The organism is Streptomyces sp. NPDC023527 (genome assembly GCF_055560115.1).
In genome coordinates this window covers 547,044-564,417 of record NZ_JBVHJJ010000001.1, presented here as the reverse complement: position 1 = coordinate 564,417, position 17,374 = coordinate 547,044, and the positions used below count along the sequence as shown (strand labels likewise).

The 17,374-nt window shown below is 73.3% G+C and carries 15 protein-coding genes; 4 read left to right on the top strand and 11 right to left on the bottom strand.

Features of this window, described 5'->3' with window-relative positions:
* Positions 1–150: 150 nt before the first annotated feature.
* Complete coding sequence (locus ACZ303_RS02600; protein ID WP_467334284.1) at positions 151–1,830, top strand: protein kinase domain-containing protein; 1,680 nt, start codon at positions 151–153, stop codon at positions 1,828–1,830.
* A 129-nt stretch (positions 1,831–1,959) separates the two neighbouring features.
* On the opposite strand, the gene ACZ303_RS02595 is transcribed toward ACZ303_RS02600, so the two are convergent.
* The 3 genes from ACZ303_RS02595 to ACZ303_RS02585 all read right to left on the bottom strand — a co-directional run bounded on the left by ACZ303_RS02595 (position 1,960) and on the right by ACZ303_RS02585 (position 4,390).
* Complete coding sequence (locus ACZ303_RS02595; protein WP_467334282.1) at positions 1,960–2,520, bottom strand: bacterial proteasome activator family protein; 561 nt, start codon at positions 2,518–2,520, stop codon at positions 1,960–1,962.
* 93 nt (positions 2,521–2,613) lie between these two features.
* Positions 2,614–3,264: a hypothetical protein gene (locus ACZ303_RS02590; RefSeq protein ID WP_467334280.1), complete on the bottom strand. Its 651-nt coding sequence runs from the start codon at positions 3,262–3,264 to the stop codon at positions 2,614–2,616.
* A 145-nt stretch (positions 3,265–3,409) separates the two neighbouring features.
* Complete coding sequence (locus ACZ303_RS02585; RefSeq protein ID WP_467334279.1) at positions 3,410–4,390, bottom strand: NAD(P)H-quinone oxidoreductase; 981 nt, start codon at positions 4,388–4,390, stop codon at positions 3,410–3,412.
* Between the two features lie 63 nt (positions 4,391–4,453).
* Between ACZ303_RS02585 and ACZ303_RS02580 the strand changes: the two genes are divergently transcribed.
* Entirely contained in the window at positions 4,454–5,572 is a 1,119-nt protein-coding gene (locus tag ACZ303_RS02580; RefSeq protein WP_467334277.1) for a potassium channel family protein, read from the top strand.
* A gap of 19 nt (positions 5,573–5,591) precedes the next feature.
* On the opposite strand, the gene ACZ303_RS02575 is transcribed toward ACZ303_RS02580, so the two are convergent.
* The 5 genes from ACZ303_RS02575 to pdhA form a co-directional block, all read right to left on the bottom strand.
* Positions 5,592–7,253: a molybdopterin molybdotransferase MoeA gene (locus ACZ303_RS02575; protein ID WP_467334276.1), complete on the bottom strand. Its 1,662-nt coding sequence runs from the start codon at positions 7,251–7,253 to the stop codon at positions 5,592–5,594.
* On the bottom strand, positions 7,250–8,179 hold the full coding sequence (locus tag ACZ303_RS02570) for an NTP transferase domain-containing protein (protein ID WP_467334274.1): 930 nt from the start codon (positions 8,177–8,179) through the stop codon (positions 7,250–7,252). The genes ACZ303_RS02575 and ACZ303_RS02570 overlap by 4 nt, the downstream gene beginning before the upstream one ends.
* Before the next feature lie 88 nt (positions 8,180–8,267).
* Positions 8,268–9,689, bottom strand: a complete 1,422-nt coding sequence (locus ACZ303_RS02565; protein WP_467334272.1) for a dihydrolipoamide acetyltransferase family protein — start codon at positions 9,687–9,689, stop codon at positions 8,268–8,270.
* Positions 9,689–10,753 carry an alpha-ketoacid dehydrogenase subunit beta gene (locus ACZ303_RS02560; RefSeq protein ID WP_467334270.1) on the bottom strand — a complete coding sequence of 355 codons (1,065 nt, stop codon included), beginning with the start codon at positions 10,751–10,753 and terminating at the stop codon, positions 9,689–9,691. The genes ACZ303_RS02565 and ACZ303_RS02560 overlap by 1 nt, the downstream gene beginning before the upstream one ends.
* The gene (gene pdhA, locus ACZ303_RS02555) at positions 10,750–11,907 is read right to left on the bottom strand and encodes a pyruvate dehydrogenase (acetyl-transferring) E1 component subunit alpha (RefSeq protein WP_467334268.1); all 1,158 of its coding nucleotides are present in this window, start codon (positions 11,905–11,907) and stop codon (positions 10,750–10,752) included. Before pdhA ends, ACZ303_RS02560 begins: the two co-directional genes overlap by 4 nt.
* Before the next feature lie 181 nt (positions 11,908–12,088).
* Between pdhA and ACZ303_RS02550 the strand changes: the two genes are divergently transcribed.
* A complete protein-coding gene (locus ACZ303_RS02550) occupies positions 12,089–12,607 on the top strand; it encodes an Lrp/AsnC family transcriptional regulator (RefSeq protein WP_467334266.1) in 519 nt (172 codons plus the stop codon).
* 16 nt (positions 12,608–12,623) lie between these two features.
* Here ACZ303_RS02550 and ACZ303_RS02545 read toward each other — a convergent pair whose 3' ends face one another.
* Positions 12,624–13,214: a TetR/AcrR family transcriptional regulator gene (locus tag ACZ303_RS02545; RefSeq protein WP_467334264.1), complete on the bottom strand. Its 591-nt coding sequence runs from the start codon at positions 13,212–13,214 to the stop codon at positions 12,624–12,626.
* A 2-nt stretch (positions 13,215–13,216) separates the two neighbouring features.
* Complete coding sequence (locus ACZ303_RS02540; RefSeq protein WP_467334263.1) at positions 13,217–14,740, bottom strand: 3-hydroxyacyl-CoA dehydrogenase; 1,524 nt, start codon at positions 14,738–14,740, stop codon at positions 13,217–13,219.
* Positions 14,741–14,917: 177 nt separating this feature from the next.
* Between ACZ303_RS02540 and paaN the strand changes: the two genes are divergently transcribed.
* Positions 14,918–16,615, top strand: coding sequence for a phenylacetic acid degradation protein PaaN (gene paaN, locus ACZ303_RS02535; RefSeq protein WP_467334261.1), 1,698 nt, complete (start codon positions 14,918–14,920; stop codon positions 16,613–16,615).
* Here the strand turns inward: paaN and ACZ303_RS02530 are convergent, their stop codons facing one another.
* Positions 16,616–17,374: a TrmH family RNA methyltransferase gene (locus ACZ303_RS02530; RefSeq protein ID WP_467334259.1), complete on the bottom strand. Its 759-nt coding sequence runs from the start codon at positions 17,372–17,374 to the stop codon at positions 16,616–16,618.

The following is a 17,374-nucleotide window of genomic DNA, read 5'->3' as shown; positions in this document are numbered from 1 at the left end:
TGACGGCTTGTCGCGCATCCCGTCACGGAACGGGCACGCGGCTTGACGTGCCCGTGGCCTCGGGCAGACTTGGCCGAGATATATCGCACGGAGCCGGAACCAATCCGGTCCCAGTACGTCAGGCAGTGCGCCCAAGGGGGAAGTAGAACGATGAGCCAGGACGGCGCACAAGGCCGCTACGCGGGCCGGTCTGTCAATGGCGGCCGCTACCAGCTGCGCGACCTGCTGGGCGAAGGCGGCATGGCCTCGGTCCACCTGGCGTACGACAGCGTCCTGGACCGCCAGGTCGCCATCAAGACACTGCACACCGAGCTGGGGCGCGAGGCGTCCTTCCGCGAGCGGTTCCGGCGCGAGGCGCAGGCCGTCGCCAAGCTCACACACACCAACATCGTCTCGGTATTCGATACGGGCGAGGACGACCTCGACGGCTCGACCATGCCGTACATCGTCATGGAGTACGTCGAGGGCCAGCCGCTGCGCTCCGTGCTCGACACCGACGTCCGGCAGTACGGCGCCATGCCCACCGAGAAGGCGCTGAAGATCACCGCCGATGTGCTGGCCGCGCTCGAGGTCAGCCATGAGATGGGCCTGGTCCACCGGGACATCAAGCCCGGCAACGTGATGATGACCAAGCGCGGCGTGGTCAAGGTCATGGACTTCGGCATCGCCCGCGCCATGCAGTCGGGCGTCACCTCGATGACCCAGACCGGCATGGTCGTCGGCACCCCGCAGTACCTCTCGCCGGAGCAGGCGCTGGGGCGCGGCGTCGACGCACGTTCGGACCTGTATTCGGTCGGCATCATGCTCTTCGAGCTGCTGACCGGGCGGCTGCCGTTCGACGCCGATTCGCCGCTGGCCATCGCGTACGCGCACGTCCAGGAGGAGCCGGTCGCGCCCTCCTCGATCAACCGCTCGATCCCGCCGGCCGTCGACGCGCTCGTGGCCCGGGCCCTGAAGAAGAACCCGAACGAGCGCTTCCCCAGCGCCGAGTCGATGCGGGACGAGTGCGCGCGGGTGGCGGGCACGGCGCAGTCCGCGGCCTCGCCGATCATCATCGCGGGCGGTCCGCCGGCGCGCAGCGGCGCGGGCGTCGGCTCGGCCGTCTTCCCGCCCGTCGACCAGCAGACCGCCGCGCCCGGCCCGCAGGGCGTCCAGACGCCGTACCAGCCGCCCGCAGCGGGCCCGTACGGCGGCTACGGGCCCTCGACCCCGCCCCCGGGGCCGCAGGGCTACCAGACGCCCGCCCAGGGCTTCCAGAGCGGTCCGGCCACCCCGCCTCCGTACGTTCCGGCGCCCGCGCCGTCCGGCGGCGGCAAGAGCAACAAGCCGGTCATCATCGGCTCGGGCGTCGTCGCCGTCCTCGCGGTGATCGGCGTGATCGCGGCGATCGCCCTCAACGGCAACGGCGACAAGGGCAACGAGGCGAACAACGGCAAGGCGTCCCAGGCACCGGTGACCGGCGCCCCGGCGGGCGGCACGACCGGCGGCTCCACGGGCGGGACGACGGGCGCCACCGGCGGCACGCAGAGCAAGCACAAAGAGGGCGACCGGTCCAAGGCCATCAACAAGGAAAAGTGCACGAAGGCCTACGAGTACTACAACGACAAGTCGAAGAAGTCGGCGCCCGACTTCAGCTACTTCTACGTCGACTCGGTCAAGGAGTGCCTGCAGGCGGCCGGCTGGAAGTACCGCATCGACCAGCAGAACGAGAACACTTGGGGCAAGGGCACGGTGCTCGGCCAGACGCCCAAGGAAGGCGACCCGTTCGACCCGAAGTCGCCGAGCGACATGTTCGTGCTGACCGTGTCGACGGGTGACCCGGCGTCGTAACCGCGGGAGCTCTTACGCGTGTGCCCGGTACGTCCTGAGCGGACGTACCGGGCACACGCGCAAGCCGGCCCTCGGGCTTGCGGGGACGGCCTTCGCAGAGGCTTTACAGAGAGCTTTTACAGGGGGCTCTTACAGATACGGGCCGGAGCGTGCTCCGCCGTGCTGGGGGCCCTCGCCGTCGTCGTCGCCGAGGACGCCGGGCGGCAGGGCCCTGCGCATCTGCTCCAACTGGGCGCGGGCCGCCATCTGCTGGGCGAACAGCGTGGTCTGGATGCCGTGGAAGAGCCCTTCCAGCCAGCCGACCAACTGTGCCTGCGCGATGCGCAGTTCCGCCTCGGTGGGGATCGTGTCATCGGTGAAGGGCAGGGAGAGGCGCTCCAGCTCGTCGACGAGCTCGGGCGCCAGCCCGTCCTCCAGCTCACGGACGGAGCTGTGGTGGATCTCCTTGAGCCGGACCCGGCTCGCCTCGTCCAGAGGCGCTGCCCGTACTTCCTCCAGAAGCTGCTTGATCATGCTGCCGATGCGCATGACCTTCGCGGGCTGTTCGACCATCTCCGTCACGGGGACCTCGCGCGACTCGTCGTCACCTTCCCCGTTGCCGGGGTTGGTGCTGCCGAGAGCCATGCCGTCCGGGCCTACGACCAGGACTTGCGGGCTCTCCTGCGACCGTTCATTCCTCGGCATATCCATGCCGCCATTCTCTCGCACATGTGATTTCCCCCAGGTGATGCCCCCGCACACGCCTGATCCACCGTGCGTCCCGTCCCGGCGCGCGCCCCCTGTTCACCTCGCGCGCCGTAGCCGCAGGGCGAAGAAGCCGAGTCCCAGGCCGGTGAGGGCCATCCCGGTGCCCAGCGGCAGGACGCGCATGACGTGGTCCGCGTCGGCCATGGGCTTTCCGCGCCGGGTCCCGGCTCCGGGGGGCGCGGGCTCCGCTTCGTACGCCTTCGGAGGTGGCCCCTGAGGGTGCGGCCGGCCGGCTTCGGCCTGGTCGTGGGGGTGCGGGCCGGGCTCGGGCCGGGCCGGGCCGGTGGCCGGGCGGCCCGGGGTGGACGGCGTGTCGGACGGCCGGTCGGAGGAGGTGCCCGCGCCGTCCGCGGCGGGTGGGCTCTCCGGCGCGGACGCCGGTTCGGTGGCCCGGCCGGGGTGCGTACGGCCCTCTCCCGCGGTGTTGCCGGCGAGCGTGTCGTCCGTGGCGGCGCCCGGCGACGGGGGCGGCAGGGGCGGGGGCGGCGGCGCCGGGAGCGAGGTGGGCGCGACGCGGGCGGCGGGCGGCGACGTGTCGGCCGAGGGAAGGGCGGCGGGCGGGTCGGGGCGCTGCGCGCCCTGCGTGGCGGAGGCGGCCAGGACGACCAGGACGACGGCCGCCAGGACCGGCCCGGCCGGCGAAACGGCCCGCCGGGCCAGGGATATCGCGCGCGCTCCTCCGACCACGTCCTCACCCTCACACGCCGCCCGCCACGCGGCGCGCTGAGCGGCCGTGCGGGTGACGGCGCGTGCGAGGGTGACGGGGGCGTGCGGGGCGACGGCGCGTACGCCTCGGGGGTCTCGGGGGCTTCGGCGGTCTCGAGGGCTCAGGTCAGCCGTTGGTGAGGATGACCTTGCCCACGTGCGAGCTCTGCTCCACGACGCGGTGCGCCTCGGCCGCGTCCCGCATCGGCATCGTCCGGTCGACCACTGCCCGTACCCGCCCGCCGGCGATCAGCGGCCAGACGTGCTCCCGCACCGCCGCCACGATCGCCGCCTTCTCCTGGAGCGGCCGGCTCCGCAGGGACGTGCCCAGCACCGCGGCCCGCTTGGTGAGCAGCGCGCCCAGGTCCAGTTCGGCCGTCCGGCCGCCCTGGAGGCCGATGATGACCAGACGGCCGCTGACGGCGAGGGCGTCGACGTTCCGGGCGAGGTACTTCGCGCCGACGATGTCGAGGACGACATCGGCGCCGACGCCGCCCGTCACCTTGCGCAGCTCCTCGACGAAGTCCTGCTCGCGGTAGTCGATGAGGATGTCCGCGCCCAGCTCGCGGCAGCGCTCCAGCTTGTCCTGGCTGCCGGCCGTGACGGCCACGCGCGCGCCGACCGCCTTCGCCAGCTGGACGGCCATCGTGCCGATGCCGCTGCCGCCACCGTGGACCAGGAACGTCTCGCCGGGGCTCAGGTGGGCGACCATGAAGACGTTGGACCATACGGTCGCGGTGACCTCGGGCAGGCAGGCCGCCGTGACGAGGTCCATGCCGTCCGGTACGGGCAGCAACTGCCCCGCCGGCACACAGACCTTCTCCGCGTAACCGCCACCCGCCAGCAGGGCGCACACCTCGTCGCCGACCGCCCAGCCGCTCACCCCGGGGCCGAGCGCGGCGATCCGGCCGGAGCACTCCAGGCCGGGGTACGGGGAGGCGCCGGGCGGCGGGTCGTAGAAGCCCTGACGCTGCACCACATCGGCGCGGTTGACGGCGCTGGCGACGATGTCGACCAGCACCTCGCCCTCGCCGGGTACGGGGTCGGGCACCTCGGTCCACACCAGGGCCTCGGGGCCGCCGGGTTCGGTAATGGTGATCGCATACATGTCCGCGAGGCTACCCCCGGGTCCTGCGGCGGATCGGGGAACACATCGCGGAACATGGAGCGCATGGTTACCGCGCCCCCCACCGGCAAGGCGACCGGACGCTCCCTGCTCCGGTCGCTCTGGCACCGCACCCGGAGCGAGAGCGAGGACGACGCGGAGGCCGGGCGCGCCATCGTGATGCCCGTCCAACAGGTGGCGGCCCCCCTGCGGCAGGTGCTGCGCCGGCTCGTCATGGCGCTGTCCGTCCTGGCCGCCACGACCCTGCTCGTCCACTTCGACAGCGGCGGCTACCACGACAACTCCGACGGCGCCGTGGACTTCCTCGACTCGGCCTACTACGCGACCGTCACCCTGTCGACCACCGGCTACGGCGACATCACGCCCGTGAGCGACGCGGCGCGGCTGACGAACATCTTCGTGATCACGCCTTTGCGCGTGCTGTTCCTGATCATTCTGGTCGGCACCACCCTGGAGGTGCTGACCGAACGGACCCGCCAGCAAGTGCGCGTCCACCGCTGGAGGTCCCGGATGCGAGAGCACACCGTCGTCGTCGGATACGGCACCAAGGGCCGGCACGCGATCGAGACCCTGCTCGGGCAGGGCAAGCCCAAGGAGAAGATCGTCGTGGTCGACCCGCAGAAGAAGGCGGTGGACGCCGCGGCGGGCGACGGCCTGGTGGGCGTCCTGGGCGACGGGACGCGCTCCGACACGCTGCTGCGTGCGGAGCTGCAACGGGCCGCGCAGGTCGTGGTCTGCACCGAGCGGGACGACACCGCCGCCCTGGTCACCCTCACCGCGCGGCAGCTCAACAAGCACGCCACGATCGTCGTCGCCGTGCGGGAGGACGAGAACGTGCCGCTGCTGCGGCAGAGCGGTGCCAACACGGTCGTGACGAGCTCCAGCTCGGCCGGCCGGCTGCTGGGCATGTCGATGATGAGCCCGAACGTCGGCTCGGTGCTGGAGGACCTGCTGACGTACGGGAACGGGCTGGACGTCGTCGAACGGCCCGTCACCAAGCGGGAGGCGGGGAGCTCGCCGCGCGACTGCGAGGACCTCGTCGTCGCGGTCGTCCGGGGCCACCGGCTGCTGCACTTCACGGATCCGGAGGCGGCGACGCTGCACCTCGCGGACCGGGTGATCACGATCAAGCAGGCGGGGGCCGGGCAGGGGGCAGGGGGCTGACGCCGCTCGCGGCTGTCCGTCAGCCCGCGACGGCGGCGCTCCAGGGGAGGTCGAGGATGCCGACGCCGGCGCCCTGAGCCGCTCCGCCCGGCGGGACGACGGCGAGCGCGTCGGCGGACGCGAGGCCGCGCAGCATGGCGGGGCCGTGGAAACGCAGCGGCCGCACGCGGTCATGGCGCTCGTGGACCACCGGTACGAGGCGGGTGTCGGCGGGGTGTCCCTGCACGGACTCCGTCAGCCCGGCCCGGTAAGGGGCGGGCGCGGGGCGCGCGGAGAGCGTACGGAGCAGCGGCTCGGCGAGCGTCAGCAGGCCGGAGACGGCGGCGAGGGGGTTGCCGGGCAGCCCCACCAGGTGGCGCCCGGGCGCGAGGCGGGCGAGCAGCATCGGGTGCCCCGGGCGGACGGCGACACCGTCGACCAGCAGCTCCGCGTCGAGGCGGCGCAGGGTGGGGTGGACGTGGTCGACGGGGCCGGAGGCGGTGCCACCGGTGGTGATCACGAGGTCGGCGGTGGACGCGGCGAGCGCGTCGTACAGCGCTTCGGCGTCGTCGCCGAGGCGCCGGGTCGAGGTCACCTCGACGCCGAGGGCGCGCAGCCAGGGGCCGAGCATGGGGCCGAGCGCGTCCCGGATGCGCCCGCCGCGCGGGAGGCCCTCGTGCAGCAGTTCGTCGCCGAGTACGAGCACTTCGGCGCGGGGGCGGCGGGTGACGTACAGCTGGTCGTAGCCCGCGGCGGCGGCCAGGCCGAGGACGGCGGGGGTCACGAGGGTGCCCTGGGGCAGGAGTTGATCGCCACGCCGGCACTCCTGGCCGCGGGGGCGGATGTCCTGCCCGTGGGTGACGTGGCGGGTGGCGTAGAGCTCGTCCTGCTCGGTCACCTCGCCGTGCTCGCTGCGCAGGACGGCGGTGGCCCCGGGCGGTATGCGCGCACCCGTGGCGATGCGGACCGCGAGCCCGTCGCGCAGGGGCGCCGAGAGGGTGTGACCGTCGCCGGCGAGGATGCCGGCGGAGCCCGCCGGGCCGTCCTGAGGGAGCCGCCAGGGCCCGGGCCCGGAGACCGCCCAGCCGTCCATGGCGGAGGAGTCGAACGACGGCAGATCGGTGAGTGCGACGAGCGACGCGGCGAGAACCTGACCGAGGGCGTCGTCGAGGGCCCGGTCAGCGGGCGGCAGGGCCGCGACGGCACGCGCGGCGACGGCACGCGCGTCGGGCCAGGGGGTGGCGGGAGGGGGCATGGGGGTGGTCGCTTCGGGAGCGGTCGCTCGGGGGGAGCGGGAGGGGGGTTCGGGGGTAGGGGGCTTGTCGGCGGGTCGTTCGTCGACGAACAGGAACTCGTAATCGCGGGGGGAGGGGGAGTCGCCGGGGTCACCGAGGTCACCGGGACCGCCGGCGGATGTGTCGCGGGCCGCGTCGCGTGCGGAGGTCCCGCAGGTGGGGGCACCGCAGGCGCATGTCCCGCAGGTGGCCTCCGTGTCGCCGGGGCCGGTGGGGTGGCCGGCACCGCCATCGCGGCCATCGATGCCGCCGCGACCGTGACCGCCGCCGAGCCCGTCGCGGCTGTCACCGAGCCCATGCGGGCCGCCAGAGCCACCGCGGCCCTTGTCCCGCCGGTCGTCGGCGAGGAGCGCCAGTGCCTCGTCGGCGGCGCGGTCGAGCGCGGACGGCGCTTCCGGATCGGTCACCGCGGCTCTCCGGGGGCTCCGGGCCGGTCGGACGGGCCGGACGGGCCGGGCTGGCCCAGCCGGTCGTCCTTGATGCCGTCGGCGGCGGAGGCGGCCGACTCCTCCGCCCAGCGCTGGGCGAGCGCCACCGCCTTGCGGGTCGCCTCCGCGACCGCTTCCGGGCCACCGCCGCGCTGGGCGGCCGCGTAGCCCACGAGGAACGTCGTCAGGGGCGCGGCCGGGCGGGCCACGCCGTGCGCCGCGTCGCGTGCGAGGTCGAGGAGGGCCATCGTGTCGACATCGAGGTCGATGCCGAGTTCGGCCTTGGCAGCGGAGATCCATTCATCGAGCACGCTCCCATCGTCCCTGATGCGCGCGCGGGCCGTGGCGACGTCCTCCCAGGTGTCACAGTCGAAGGACGCCGTGGCGTGGGTGAGCCGGCCGAGCGACAGCTCGGCCGTGAGGAGGCGGAGGGGGAGCCCGGCGAGGGAACCGTGCTCGGTCGCGAGCAGCGCGAGCTCACGGCGCAGGGACTCGGTGCGGTAGGCGGCGACCAGCGGCTGGTCGCGCCCGTCGGGGTCGGCGAGCAGCACCCCGTCCACGCCGTCCCCGGCACCGGCGGCAGCGGCGCGCAGCGCCCGTACCGTGTCGGCCCGCAGGAAGGGCAGGTCGGCGGAGAGGACGAGCGTGGTGGCCGCGGCCGTGTGCGTCAGCCCGGCCGCGAGCCCGGCGAGCGGGCCGCCGCCGGGCGGCCGCTCACGGGCCCAGCGCACGGCCCGTACGGTCGGGCGGCGCGGCCCCACCACGACGGTGGACCCGGCGTCCGCGCACGCGTCGAGCACCCGGTCCAGCAACGTGCGCCCGCCCACGCGCAGGCCGGGCTTGTCGGCCCCGCCCAGCCTGCGCGCCGCGCCTCCGGCGAGCACTACGGCGTCATAGTCAGTCACCCGTCGAGTATGGCCGCGCCCGCGTACGGCGGGCGAGGCCTCCCGGCGCGAACCTCACCGACCACTCAGGCGCACCCCGCGCCTACAGTCACACGGACCGCAGAAGCACCGCGGGCTGCTCGACGCAGTCGGCCACGTACCGCAGGAATCCTCCGGCCGTGCCTCCGTCGCAGACCCGGTGGTCGAAGGTGAAGGACAGCTGTACGACATGCCGTACCGCCAACTCCCCCTCGTGCACCCACGGCTTCGGCACTATTCGTCCGACCCCGATCATCGCCGCTTCCGGGTGGTTGATGATCGGCGTGGAACCGTCGACTCCGAACACCCCGTAGTTGTTGAGGGTGAACGTGCCGCCGGTCAGCTCCGCCGGGCTGAGCGCTCCCGCCCGCGCGGCCTCCGTGAGACGGGCGATCTCCTCCGATATGCGGACCGTGTCGAGCGTGTGCGCGTCCCGTACGACGGGGACGACCAGCCCCCGGTCGGTCTGCGCGGCGAACCCCAGGTGGACGCCCGGCAGCCGCACGATCTCCCGTGCCTCGGTGTCCACGGTGGCGTTGAGCTCCGGATACTTCGCCAGCGCCGCCGTGCAGATCCGTGCCAGGACGGCGAGCAGCGACACCTTGGGGCCGTCGGCGGCGTTCATCGCCCGGCGCGCGGCCAGCAGCTCGGTCGCGTCGGCGTCCACCCAGCAGGTCGCGTCCGGGATCTCCCGCCGGCTCCTGCTGAGCTTCTCCGCGACCACGCCCCGCACCCCGCGCAGCGGGACGCGCTGTGCCTCGGCCCCCGAGCGGACCGCGGCAGGCGCGGACTCCGCCTCCCGCGGTGCCGGCCGCGAGGCGGTGGCGCGCTCGACGTCCACCCGCGTGATCAGCCCGTCCGGGCCGCTGCCGGGCACCTGCGCGAGGTCCAGGCCGCGCTCCCGCGCGAGCCGCCGTACGAGCGGCGATATCACCGCCCTGGTCGTCGGCTCGGCGACGGAGGCCACCGCAGGCGCGGGCGGCGGCGACGCCGGTACGGGCTGCCGGGACACGCCGTCCGGTGTACGGACCCGGCGGCGCCGCGCGGCGGGCGCCTGCGTGCCGTAACCGACCAGGACGTTGCCGGACCCCTCACCTCCGGAGCCTGTCGGACTCCCGGAACCCGTCGGACTCCCGGCACCCGGCGAACTCCCAGAGCCCGTCGAGCCACTCGCGCTCCCGGAGCTCCCCGCACTCACGGCCGCCCCGGCGGACCCGGCGGCCCCGGTGTTCTCCGAAACTCCCTGCTCCCCCACCGCCACCGTCAGCAGTGGGGCCCCCACCGGCAGCTCCGCGCCCTCCTCCCCGAAGCGGGCGGTCACCACGCCGCCATAGGGGCACGGCACCTCCACCATCGCCTTGGCCGTCTCGACCTCGACGACGGGCTGGTCGACCACGACGACGTCACCGACCTCGACCAGCCAGCGGACGACCTCCGCCTCGGTGAGCCCTTCGCCCAGGTCCGGCAGCGTGAATTCCCGCACCACCGCCATCAGAGCACCCCACCCTCCGGGCCGATGCCCGACGCCACCGCCGGGGACGTCCACTCCGACTCCCACTGCAAGCGGGCGACCGCGTCCAACACCCGGTCCACGCCGGGCAGATGGTGCTGCTCCAGCATCGGCGGCGGATACGGGATGTCGAACCCGGCGACCCGCAGCACCGGTGCCTCCAGGTGGTGGAAGCAGCGCTCCGTGATCCGTGCCGCGATCTCCCCGCCCGGCCCGCCGAACCCGGTCGACTCATGGACGACGACGGCGCGGCCGGTGCGCCGTACGGACGCGCAGACGGTCTCCTCGTCGAACGGCACCAGCGAGCGCAGGTCGACCACTTCGAGGTCCCAGCCCTCGGCCGTGGCGGCCTCGGCGGCCTCCATGCAGACCGGCAGCGACGGCCCGTAGGTGATCAGCGTCGCGGACGTGCCGCGGCGGCGGACGACGGCGCGGCCGATACCGGGCACCGCCTCCGGCCGCTCGGGGTCCCAGCCGGCCTTGGACCAGTAGAGCCTCTTGGGCTCCAGGAAGATGACCGGGTCGTCGGAGGCGATCGCGGCCCGCAGCAGCCCGTAGGCGTCGGCGACGGTCGCGGGGGCGACGACATGGAGACCCGGCGTGGCCATGTAGTACGCCTCGGAGGAGTCGCTGTGGTGCTCGACGCCACCGATCCCGCCGCCGTAGGGCACCCGCACCGTGATCGGCATGGGCATCGCCCCGCGCGTGCGGTTGCGCATCCGGGACACATGGCTGATGAGCTGCTCGAACGCGGGATAGGCGAAGGCGTCGAACTGCATCTCGACCACGGGCCGCAGACCGTACATGGCCATGCCGACCGCCGCCCCGAGGATGCCCGCCTCGGCCAGCGGCGTGTCCGTACAGCGGTCCTCGCCGAACTCCTTGGCCAGCCCGTCCGTGACGCGGAAGACCCCGCCCAGCGTGCCGACGTCCTCGCCGAGGACGTGGACGGACGGATCATCGGCCATCTCGTCGCGCAGCGCCCGGCCCAGCGCCTGCGCCATCGTGGCGGGCTTGGGGCCGGACCTGACAGCCGCGGTGGTCATCGCAGCGTCCCTTCCTGTGGGCCCGGGACGGTGTCCCCGGCGGCGTGGAGCTCGGCGCGCAACCGGTCCGCCTGCTCGCGCAGTTGGGCGGTCTGTTCGGCGTAGACGTGGGTGAAGAGGTCCATGGGGTCGAGCTCGGGGTCCTGGTTCATGCGCTCGCGCAGATCGGCGGCCATCCGCTCGGCGGCGTCCCGCTCGTCCTGTACGGCCTGGTCGTCGAGCAGCCCGCGGCCGGTCAATTCCCGTTCCAGCAGGTCGATCGGGTCGTGTGCGCGCCAGGTCTCGACCTCGGCGTCACTGCGGTAGCGGGTGGCGTCGTCCGCGTTGGTGTGGGCGTCGATCCGGTAGGTGACGGCCTCGACGAGCGTGGGACCGCCACCGCCGCGGGCCCGCCGCACGGCCTCGGACAGCACGTGGTGGACGGCGGCCACGTCATTGCCGTCCACCAGCCTGCCGGGCATGCCGTACCCGACCGCCTTGTGGGCGAGGGAGGGGGCGGCGGTCTGCTTGGCCAGCGGGACGGAGATGGCGAAGCCGTTGTTCTGCACGAAGAAGACGACGGGGGCCTGCCAGACAGCGGCGAAGTTGAGGGCCTCGTGGAAGTCGCCCTCGCTGGTGCCGCCATCGCCGACCATGGCGAGCGCGACGACGTCGTCGCCCTTGAGCCGGGCGGCGTGCGCCAGCCCGACGGCGTGCGGGAGCTGGGTCGCCAGCGGGGTGCACAGAGGCGCGACGCGGTGCTCGTGCGGGTCGTAGCCGGTGTGCCAGTCGCCGCGCAGCAGCGTCAGGGCCTGCACCGGGTCAAGCCCGCGGGCGACGGCCGCGAGCGTGTCGCGGTAGCTGGGGAAGAGCCAGTCGCGGTCCTCCAGGACCAGCGCGGCGGCGACCTCGCACGCCTCCTGCCCGGTGGACGAGGGATAGACGGCCAGCCGTCCCTGCCGGGTGAGCGCGGTGGCCTGGGTGTTGTACCGCCGGCCGCGGACGAGCTGCCCGTACATCCGCCTCAGCAGCCCCGGGTCGAGGCCGGCCGCCGCGTCGGTGCCCAGCAGGCGGTACGGCTCCGCGTCGGGCAGCAGGGGCGCAGGATCGGTGCGGGGCTGCCAGGCAGGGGGCGGGGCGGGCCGGTACGAACCGGGCTGCTCCAGAACCGTCATGACGAGCACCTCCTTTTGGGACGGGCTTGACCGGCCGCGCGGCTCATGGCGTCGCGCGTCCTCCCTACCGATTGTTCGGTCGCCGGCACATTTTGGCTACAGGCGGCCTCAGCCTGTGGACAAACGGTTCTCCACAGCCTGAGATATGGACAGGGCGTCCATGAGGGGGAGGCGGGGCGGCATGCCGGAGGAACAGATGGCCTTTCCGGGCGGCAAACCGCCCGCACGACCGCTCGACGAGATCGACCGCGCGATCCTGCGCATGCTCAGGTGCGACGGCCGCGCCTCGATACGGTCCGTCGCCGAGCGCGTACACGTCTCGCGCGCCAACGCCTACGCGCGCATCAACCGCCTCATCGACGACGGCGTCATACGGGGCTTCGGGGCCCGCGTCGACCAGGAGCGGGCAGGCCAGAGCGCGTCGGCGTACATCACGCTGAAGATCGTCCAGAATTCCTGGCGCACGGTCCGAGAAAAGCTCCAGGCGCTGCCCGGCGCCGCCCACATCGCGCTCGTGAGCGGCGACTTCGATGTGCTGCTGCTGGTGCACACCAAGGACAACCGCGCCCTGCGCGAGCTGGTGCTGACCCGCATCCAGGCCATGGACGAGGTGCTCAGCACCCGCACGCTGCTGGTCTTCGAGGAGACGGACCTCCAGGAAGGGGGGCCGGGCGCCGCCGGACCGGTCGGGGACCGCTGAGCGCGGTCCTCGGCGCCTAGCTGTACGTGCGCAGCCCCGCGAAGGCGGTGCGGACGACCGCGTCGGCGACCTCGTCGCTCGTCGCGCCGCCGCGCCCCGGGTGGTACCACTCGACCACGGAATTGATCATGCCGAAGAGCAGCCGGGTGGCCAGTCGCGCGTCCACGTCCGCACGGAGATCACCATCGGCGGCGGCCTGCTTGAGCAGCTCGACGACCTGGTGGTCGAACTCCCGGCGCCGCTCCATCGCCCAGCGCTCGGTGTCGGTGTTGCCCCGTACGCGCAGCAGCAGCGTCACGTAGGGCAGCTCGGCCATGAGGACCTCGACGGTGCGCCGGGTGACGTGCTCCAGGCGGTCGATGGCGCGTCCCTCCATGGCGCGCGGCTCGTCCAGGACGGCGAAGAGCTCGTCGAGGGCACGGCTTATCGCGAGCCGGAGGAGCTCCTCCTTGCCCTTCACATGGTGATAGATGGAGGACTTGGAGATCCCGGCCGCCTTGGAGAGGTGCTCCATGGAGGTGCCGTCGTAGCCCCGCTCGTTGAACACCTCGACGGCGACCGCGAGCAGCGATTCGGGCGTGTAGGTGTCGCGCTTGGCCATGGTCATGATTACAGCACCTGACGATCGCGGTCCGCACGGCGCCTCAGTGCCCAGGACGGCGCGTACCGCCCGCCGGGCAGCTGACGGTCCAAGGTCTCCAGCAGGCGCGCCAGCCACGGGGCACCGAGCCGGTCGGCCCACTCCAGCGGGCCGCCGGGGTAGTTCACGCCCAGCCGCATGGCGGTGTCGATGTCCTCGGGCCCGGCCACGCCGCGGGCGGCCGCGGCGACCGCGAAGTCCACGATCATGGCGACGGTCCGCGCGACGACCATGCCGGGCACGTCGTCGATCACGCTGACCTGCTTGCCGAGCGCCTGGAACAGACCGGCCGCCTCCCGTACGTCGTCAGGGGAGGCGGTGTCGGACGGCGCTATGGCGATACGGGTCGCCGCCCGGTAGTCGAGTGACAGGTCGAAGCGGATGACGCGCTCGCCGGGCACCGCGCCCGTGGCGGGAGCGCCGTCGGTCAGGGTGAGACGGGCACCCCCGGGCAGCCGGATGAAGCCGTCCCGCGCGGCCGCCGTGGGCTCCGGTGCGACGGTGATGCCGGCGTCCTCGATCATTTCCCGCAGGACGGCGGCGGGGGCGGGCAGCTCGGCGTCAAGGCCGACGGCCTTGGGCGCCTGGCACGGCTCCGCGGTGCGCGCCCGCGGCTTCCGCGCGCCGTCCCGGTGGTCGAACCAGCCCCTGCCCGCCTTGCGGCCCAGCAGGCCCGACTCCACCAGCCGCCGCTGGGCCAGTGAGGGACGGAACTTCGGGTCATGGAAGAACGACTCGTAGACCGAATGGGTGACGGCTTCGTTCACATCCTGACCGATGAGGTCGGTGAGCTCGAAGGGGCCCATGGCGAAGCCGCCGCACTCGCGCAGAACGGCGTCGATGGTGGCCGGGTCGGCGGCCCGCTCCTCGTGGAGGAGGAACGCCTCGGCGTAGAAGGGCCGGGCGACGCGATTGACGATGAAGCCCGGGGTGTCGGCGCAGCGCACCGGTGACCTGCCCCAGGCGGCGACGGTGGCGTACGCGCGGTCGGCCGCCGCCTCGTCGGTGGCGTGGCCCCGGACGACCTCCACGAGCGGCAGCAGCGGTGCGGGGTTGAAGAAGTGCAGGCCGACGAAGCGGCCCGGCAGGCGCAGGGCCCCCGCGACGGCGGTCACCGACAGGGACGAGGTGTTGGTGGCGAGCAGGCAGTCGTCGGGGACGACCGATTCCAGCTCGCTGAAGAGGTTCTGTTTGGCGCCGAGTTGTTCGACAATCGCCTCGATGACGAGGGCGGAGTCGGCGAGTTCGGCCTGCCGCGCGGCGGGGAGCAGCCGGGCGCGGGCCGCGTCGCGGTCGGCGGCGGTGAGCCTGCCCTTCTCCACGAGGCGGTCGAGGCGTGCGGTGATCGTCCGGGCGGCCTCGGCGGCGCGGCCCGCCTCGGCGTCGTACAGCCGGACGCGATGCCCGGCGACCAGGGCGACCTGCGCGATTCCCTGGCCCATGGTGCCGGTGCCGACGACGGAGACGGTGCGGCCCGGCTCGATTGCGGTCATGTCGGTGATCCTCCCCGATGAGTTGTCCACAGGTTCGCCGGGCCCTCTTGTCCCGACCGATCGTTCGGTTACTGTATCTACCGGGGGTGCTCCTGGGCCCCGAAGTCTGTCGCCCGACCCCGTTTCCCGAAGCCTGCCGCCTCATCCGAGCCCAGCTCGACAAGGAGTTGGTCAGCCGTGACCGCCGGACTCACCACCGCCCAGTTGATCGAGAAGCACCGCCCGACCCTCGACCAGGCCCTGGACGCCATCCGCACGCGTGCCTACTGGTCCCCCTTCCCCGAGCACCCCAAGGCGTACGGCGCGGAGGGCTCCGGGAGCCTGGGCGCGGCCGAGGGGCAGGCCGCCTTCGAGGCGCTGCGCGGCAAGCGCTTCGAGCTGGACCAGCCGGGCACGGACGGCTGGGCGGGCTCGGAGGTCTCCCCGTACGGGCCGGAGCTGGGGATCGAGTATCCGCACCCCGGCATCGACGCCCTCCTGCCCGCCCTGCGCGCCGCGATGCCGCAGTGGCGCGAGGCGGGTCCCGAGGCGCGGGCGGCGGTCTGTGTGGAGATCCTGACCCGCGTCAACGCCCGTACGCACGAGTTCGCGCACGCGGTCATGCACACCAGTGGCCAGGCGTTCATGATGGCGTTCCAGGCCGGCGGGCCGCACGCCCAGGACCGCGGCCTCGAAGCCGTCGCCTACGCCTACGCCGAGCAGATCCGCACCCCGGACGCGGCGGACTGGTCCAAGCCGCAGGGCAAGCGTGAGCCGCTGGAGCTCCGCAAGGAGTTCACGCCCGTGCCGCGCGGCATCTCGCTGCTGATCGGCTGCAACACCTTCCCCACGTGGAACGGCTTCCCCGGCCTGTTCGCCTCGCTGGCCACCGGGAACGCCGTCCTGGTCAAGCCGCACCCGCGCGCGGTGCTGCCGCTGGCGCTGACCGTGCGGATCGCGCGCGAGGTGCTGGCGGAGGCGGGGTTCTCCCCCGACCTGGTCGCGCTCGCCGCCGAGCGGGACGGCGAGGGCATCGCCAAGTCCCTGGCCGTGCGCCCGGAGATCCGCATCATCGACTACACCGGCTCCACGGCGTTCGGTGACTGGCTGGAGGCCAACGCCCGCCAGGCGCAGGTGTTCACGGAGAAGGCCGGCGTCAACACCGTCCTCATCGACTCCACCGACGACTACAAGGGCCTGCTGAGCAACCTCGCCTTCTCGCTGTCCCTCTACAGCGGCCAGATGTGCACCACCCCGCAGAACTTCCTCATCCCGCGCGAGGGCATCGCCACCGACGCCGGGCACAAGTCGTACGACGAAGTGGTCGCCGATCTGGCCAAGGCCGTCGACGGTCTGCTGGGTGACGACGCCCGCGCCAACGCCCTGCTGGGCGCGATCGTCAACGACCAGGTCAAGGAGCGCCTCGACGCCGCCGCGCAGCTCGGCGAGGTCGCCCTCCCCTCCCGGACGATCGCCAACCCCGACTTCCCCGGCGCCACGGTGCGCACCCCGGTGATCGTGAAGCTCGACGGCGCCAAGCCGGACAGCGAAGCGGCCTATTTCTCCGAGTGCTTCGGGCCGGTGTCGTTCGCCGTGGCCGTCGACTCCTCGGCGGACGCCGTCGAGCTGCTGCGCCGCACCGTGCGCGAGAAGGGCGCGATGACCGTCGGCGCGTACACCACGTCGCCGGAGGTCGAGCGGCTGGTCGAGGAGGCGTGCCTGGAGGAGTGCGCCCAGCTCTCCCTGAACCTCACCGGCGGGGTGTACGTCAATCAGACGGCCGCGTTCTCGGACTTCCACGGCTCGGGCGGCAACCCCGCGGCCAATGCGGCCCTGTGCGACAGCGCGTTCGTCGCCACCCGCTTCCGTACGGTCGAGGTGCGCCGCCCGGCGTAGCTAGACCGGGGCCGGGCCGCCCCAGTGGAAGAGCGCCATGGCGACGCTGGTGGCCAGGTTGTAGCTGGACACCTGGGGCCGCATGGGAAGGGCGACCAGCCGGGTCGCCCTCTCCCGCAGCTCGGGCGAGAGGCCGTGGCGCTCGGAGCCGAAGGCGATCAGCGCGTCGTCGGGGAGGGTGACGGACCTGATGTCGTCGCCCTCCGGATCCAGCGCGTAGAGCGGGCCGGGCGGCAGCTCGGGCAGCGGGAGCCGCTCGACGGCCGTCGCGTAGTGCAGGCCCGCCCCGGCGCGTACGGCGTTCGGGTGCCAGGGGTCGATGTCACCGGTGGTGACCACGCCCGTGGCACCGAATCCGGCGGCGAGCCGGATGACGGCGCCGACGTTGCCGAGGTTGCGCGGGTTGTCCAGGACGACGACCGGGGCCTTCCGGGGCGCGCGGGACAGCGCGTCGAGGTTCGCCCGGCGGTCGCGCCTGGCCGCCAGGGCGGCCACGCCCGTGGTGTGGATTCGGGGCACGAGTTCGCGCAGCGTCCGCTCCGGGATCTCGACGAGACGCTCGGCGAGCACCTCGGTCAGGTCGTCGGCGAGCCGTTCCGCGAGCTCCAGCGTCGCGCCCTTGTCCCCGGCGACCGCCAGCCGCACGTCCGCGCCGAAGCGCAGGGCGTGCTTCAGGGCGTGGAAGCCGTCGAGCAGTACGGCGTCAGGGGCGATGTCGCCCCACTGCCGCACCGCGGCCCCGGCTTCGTCCTCGATCAT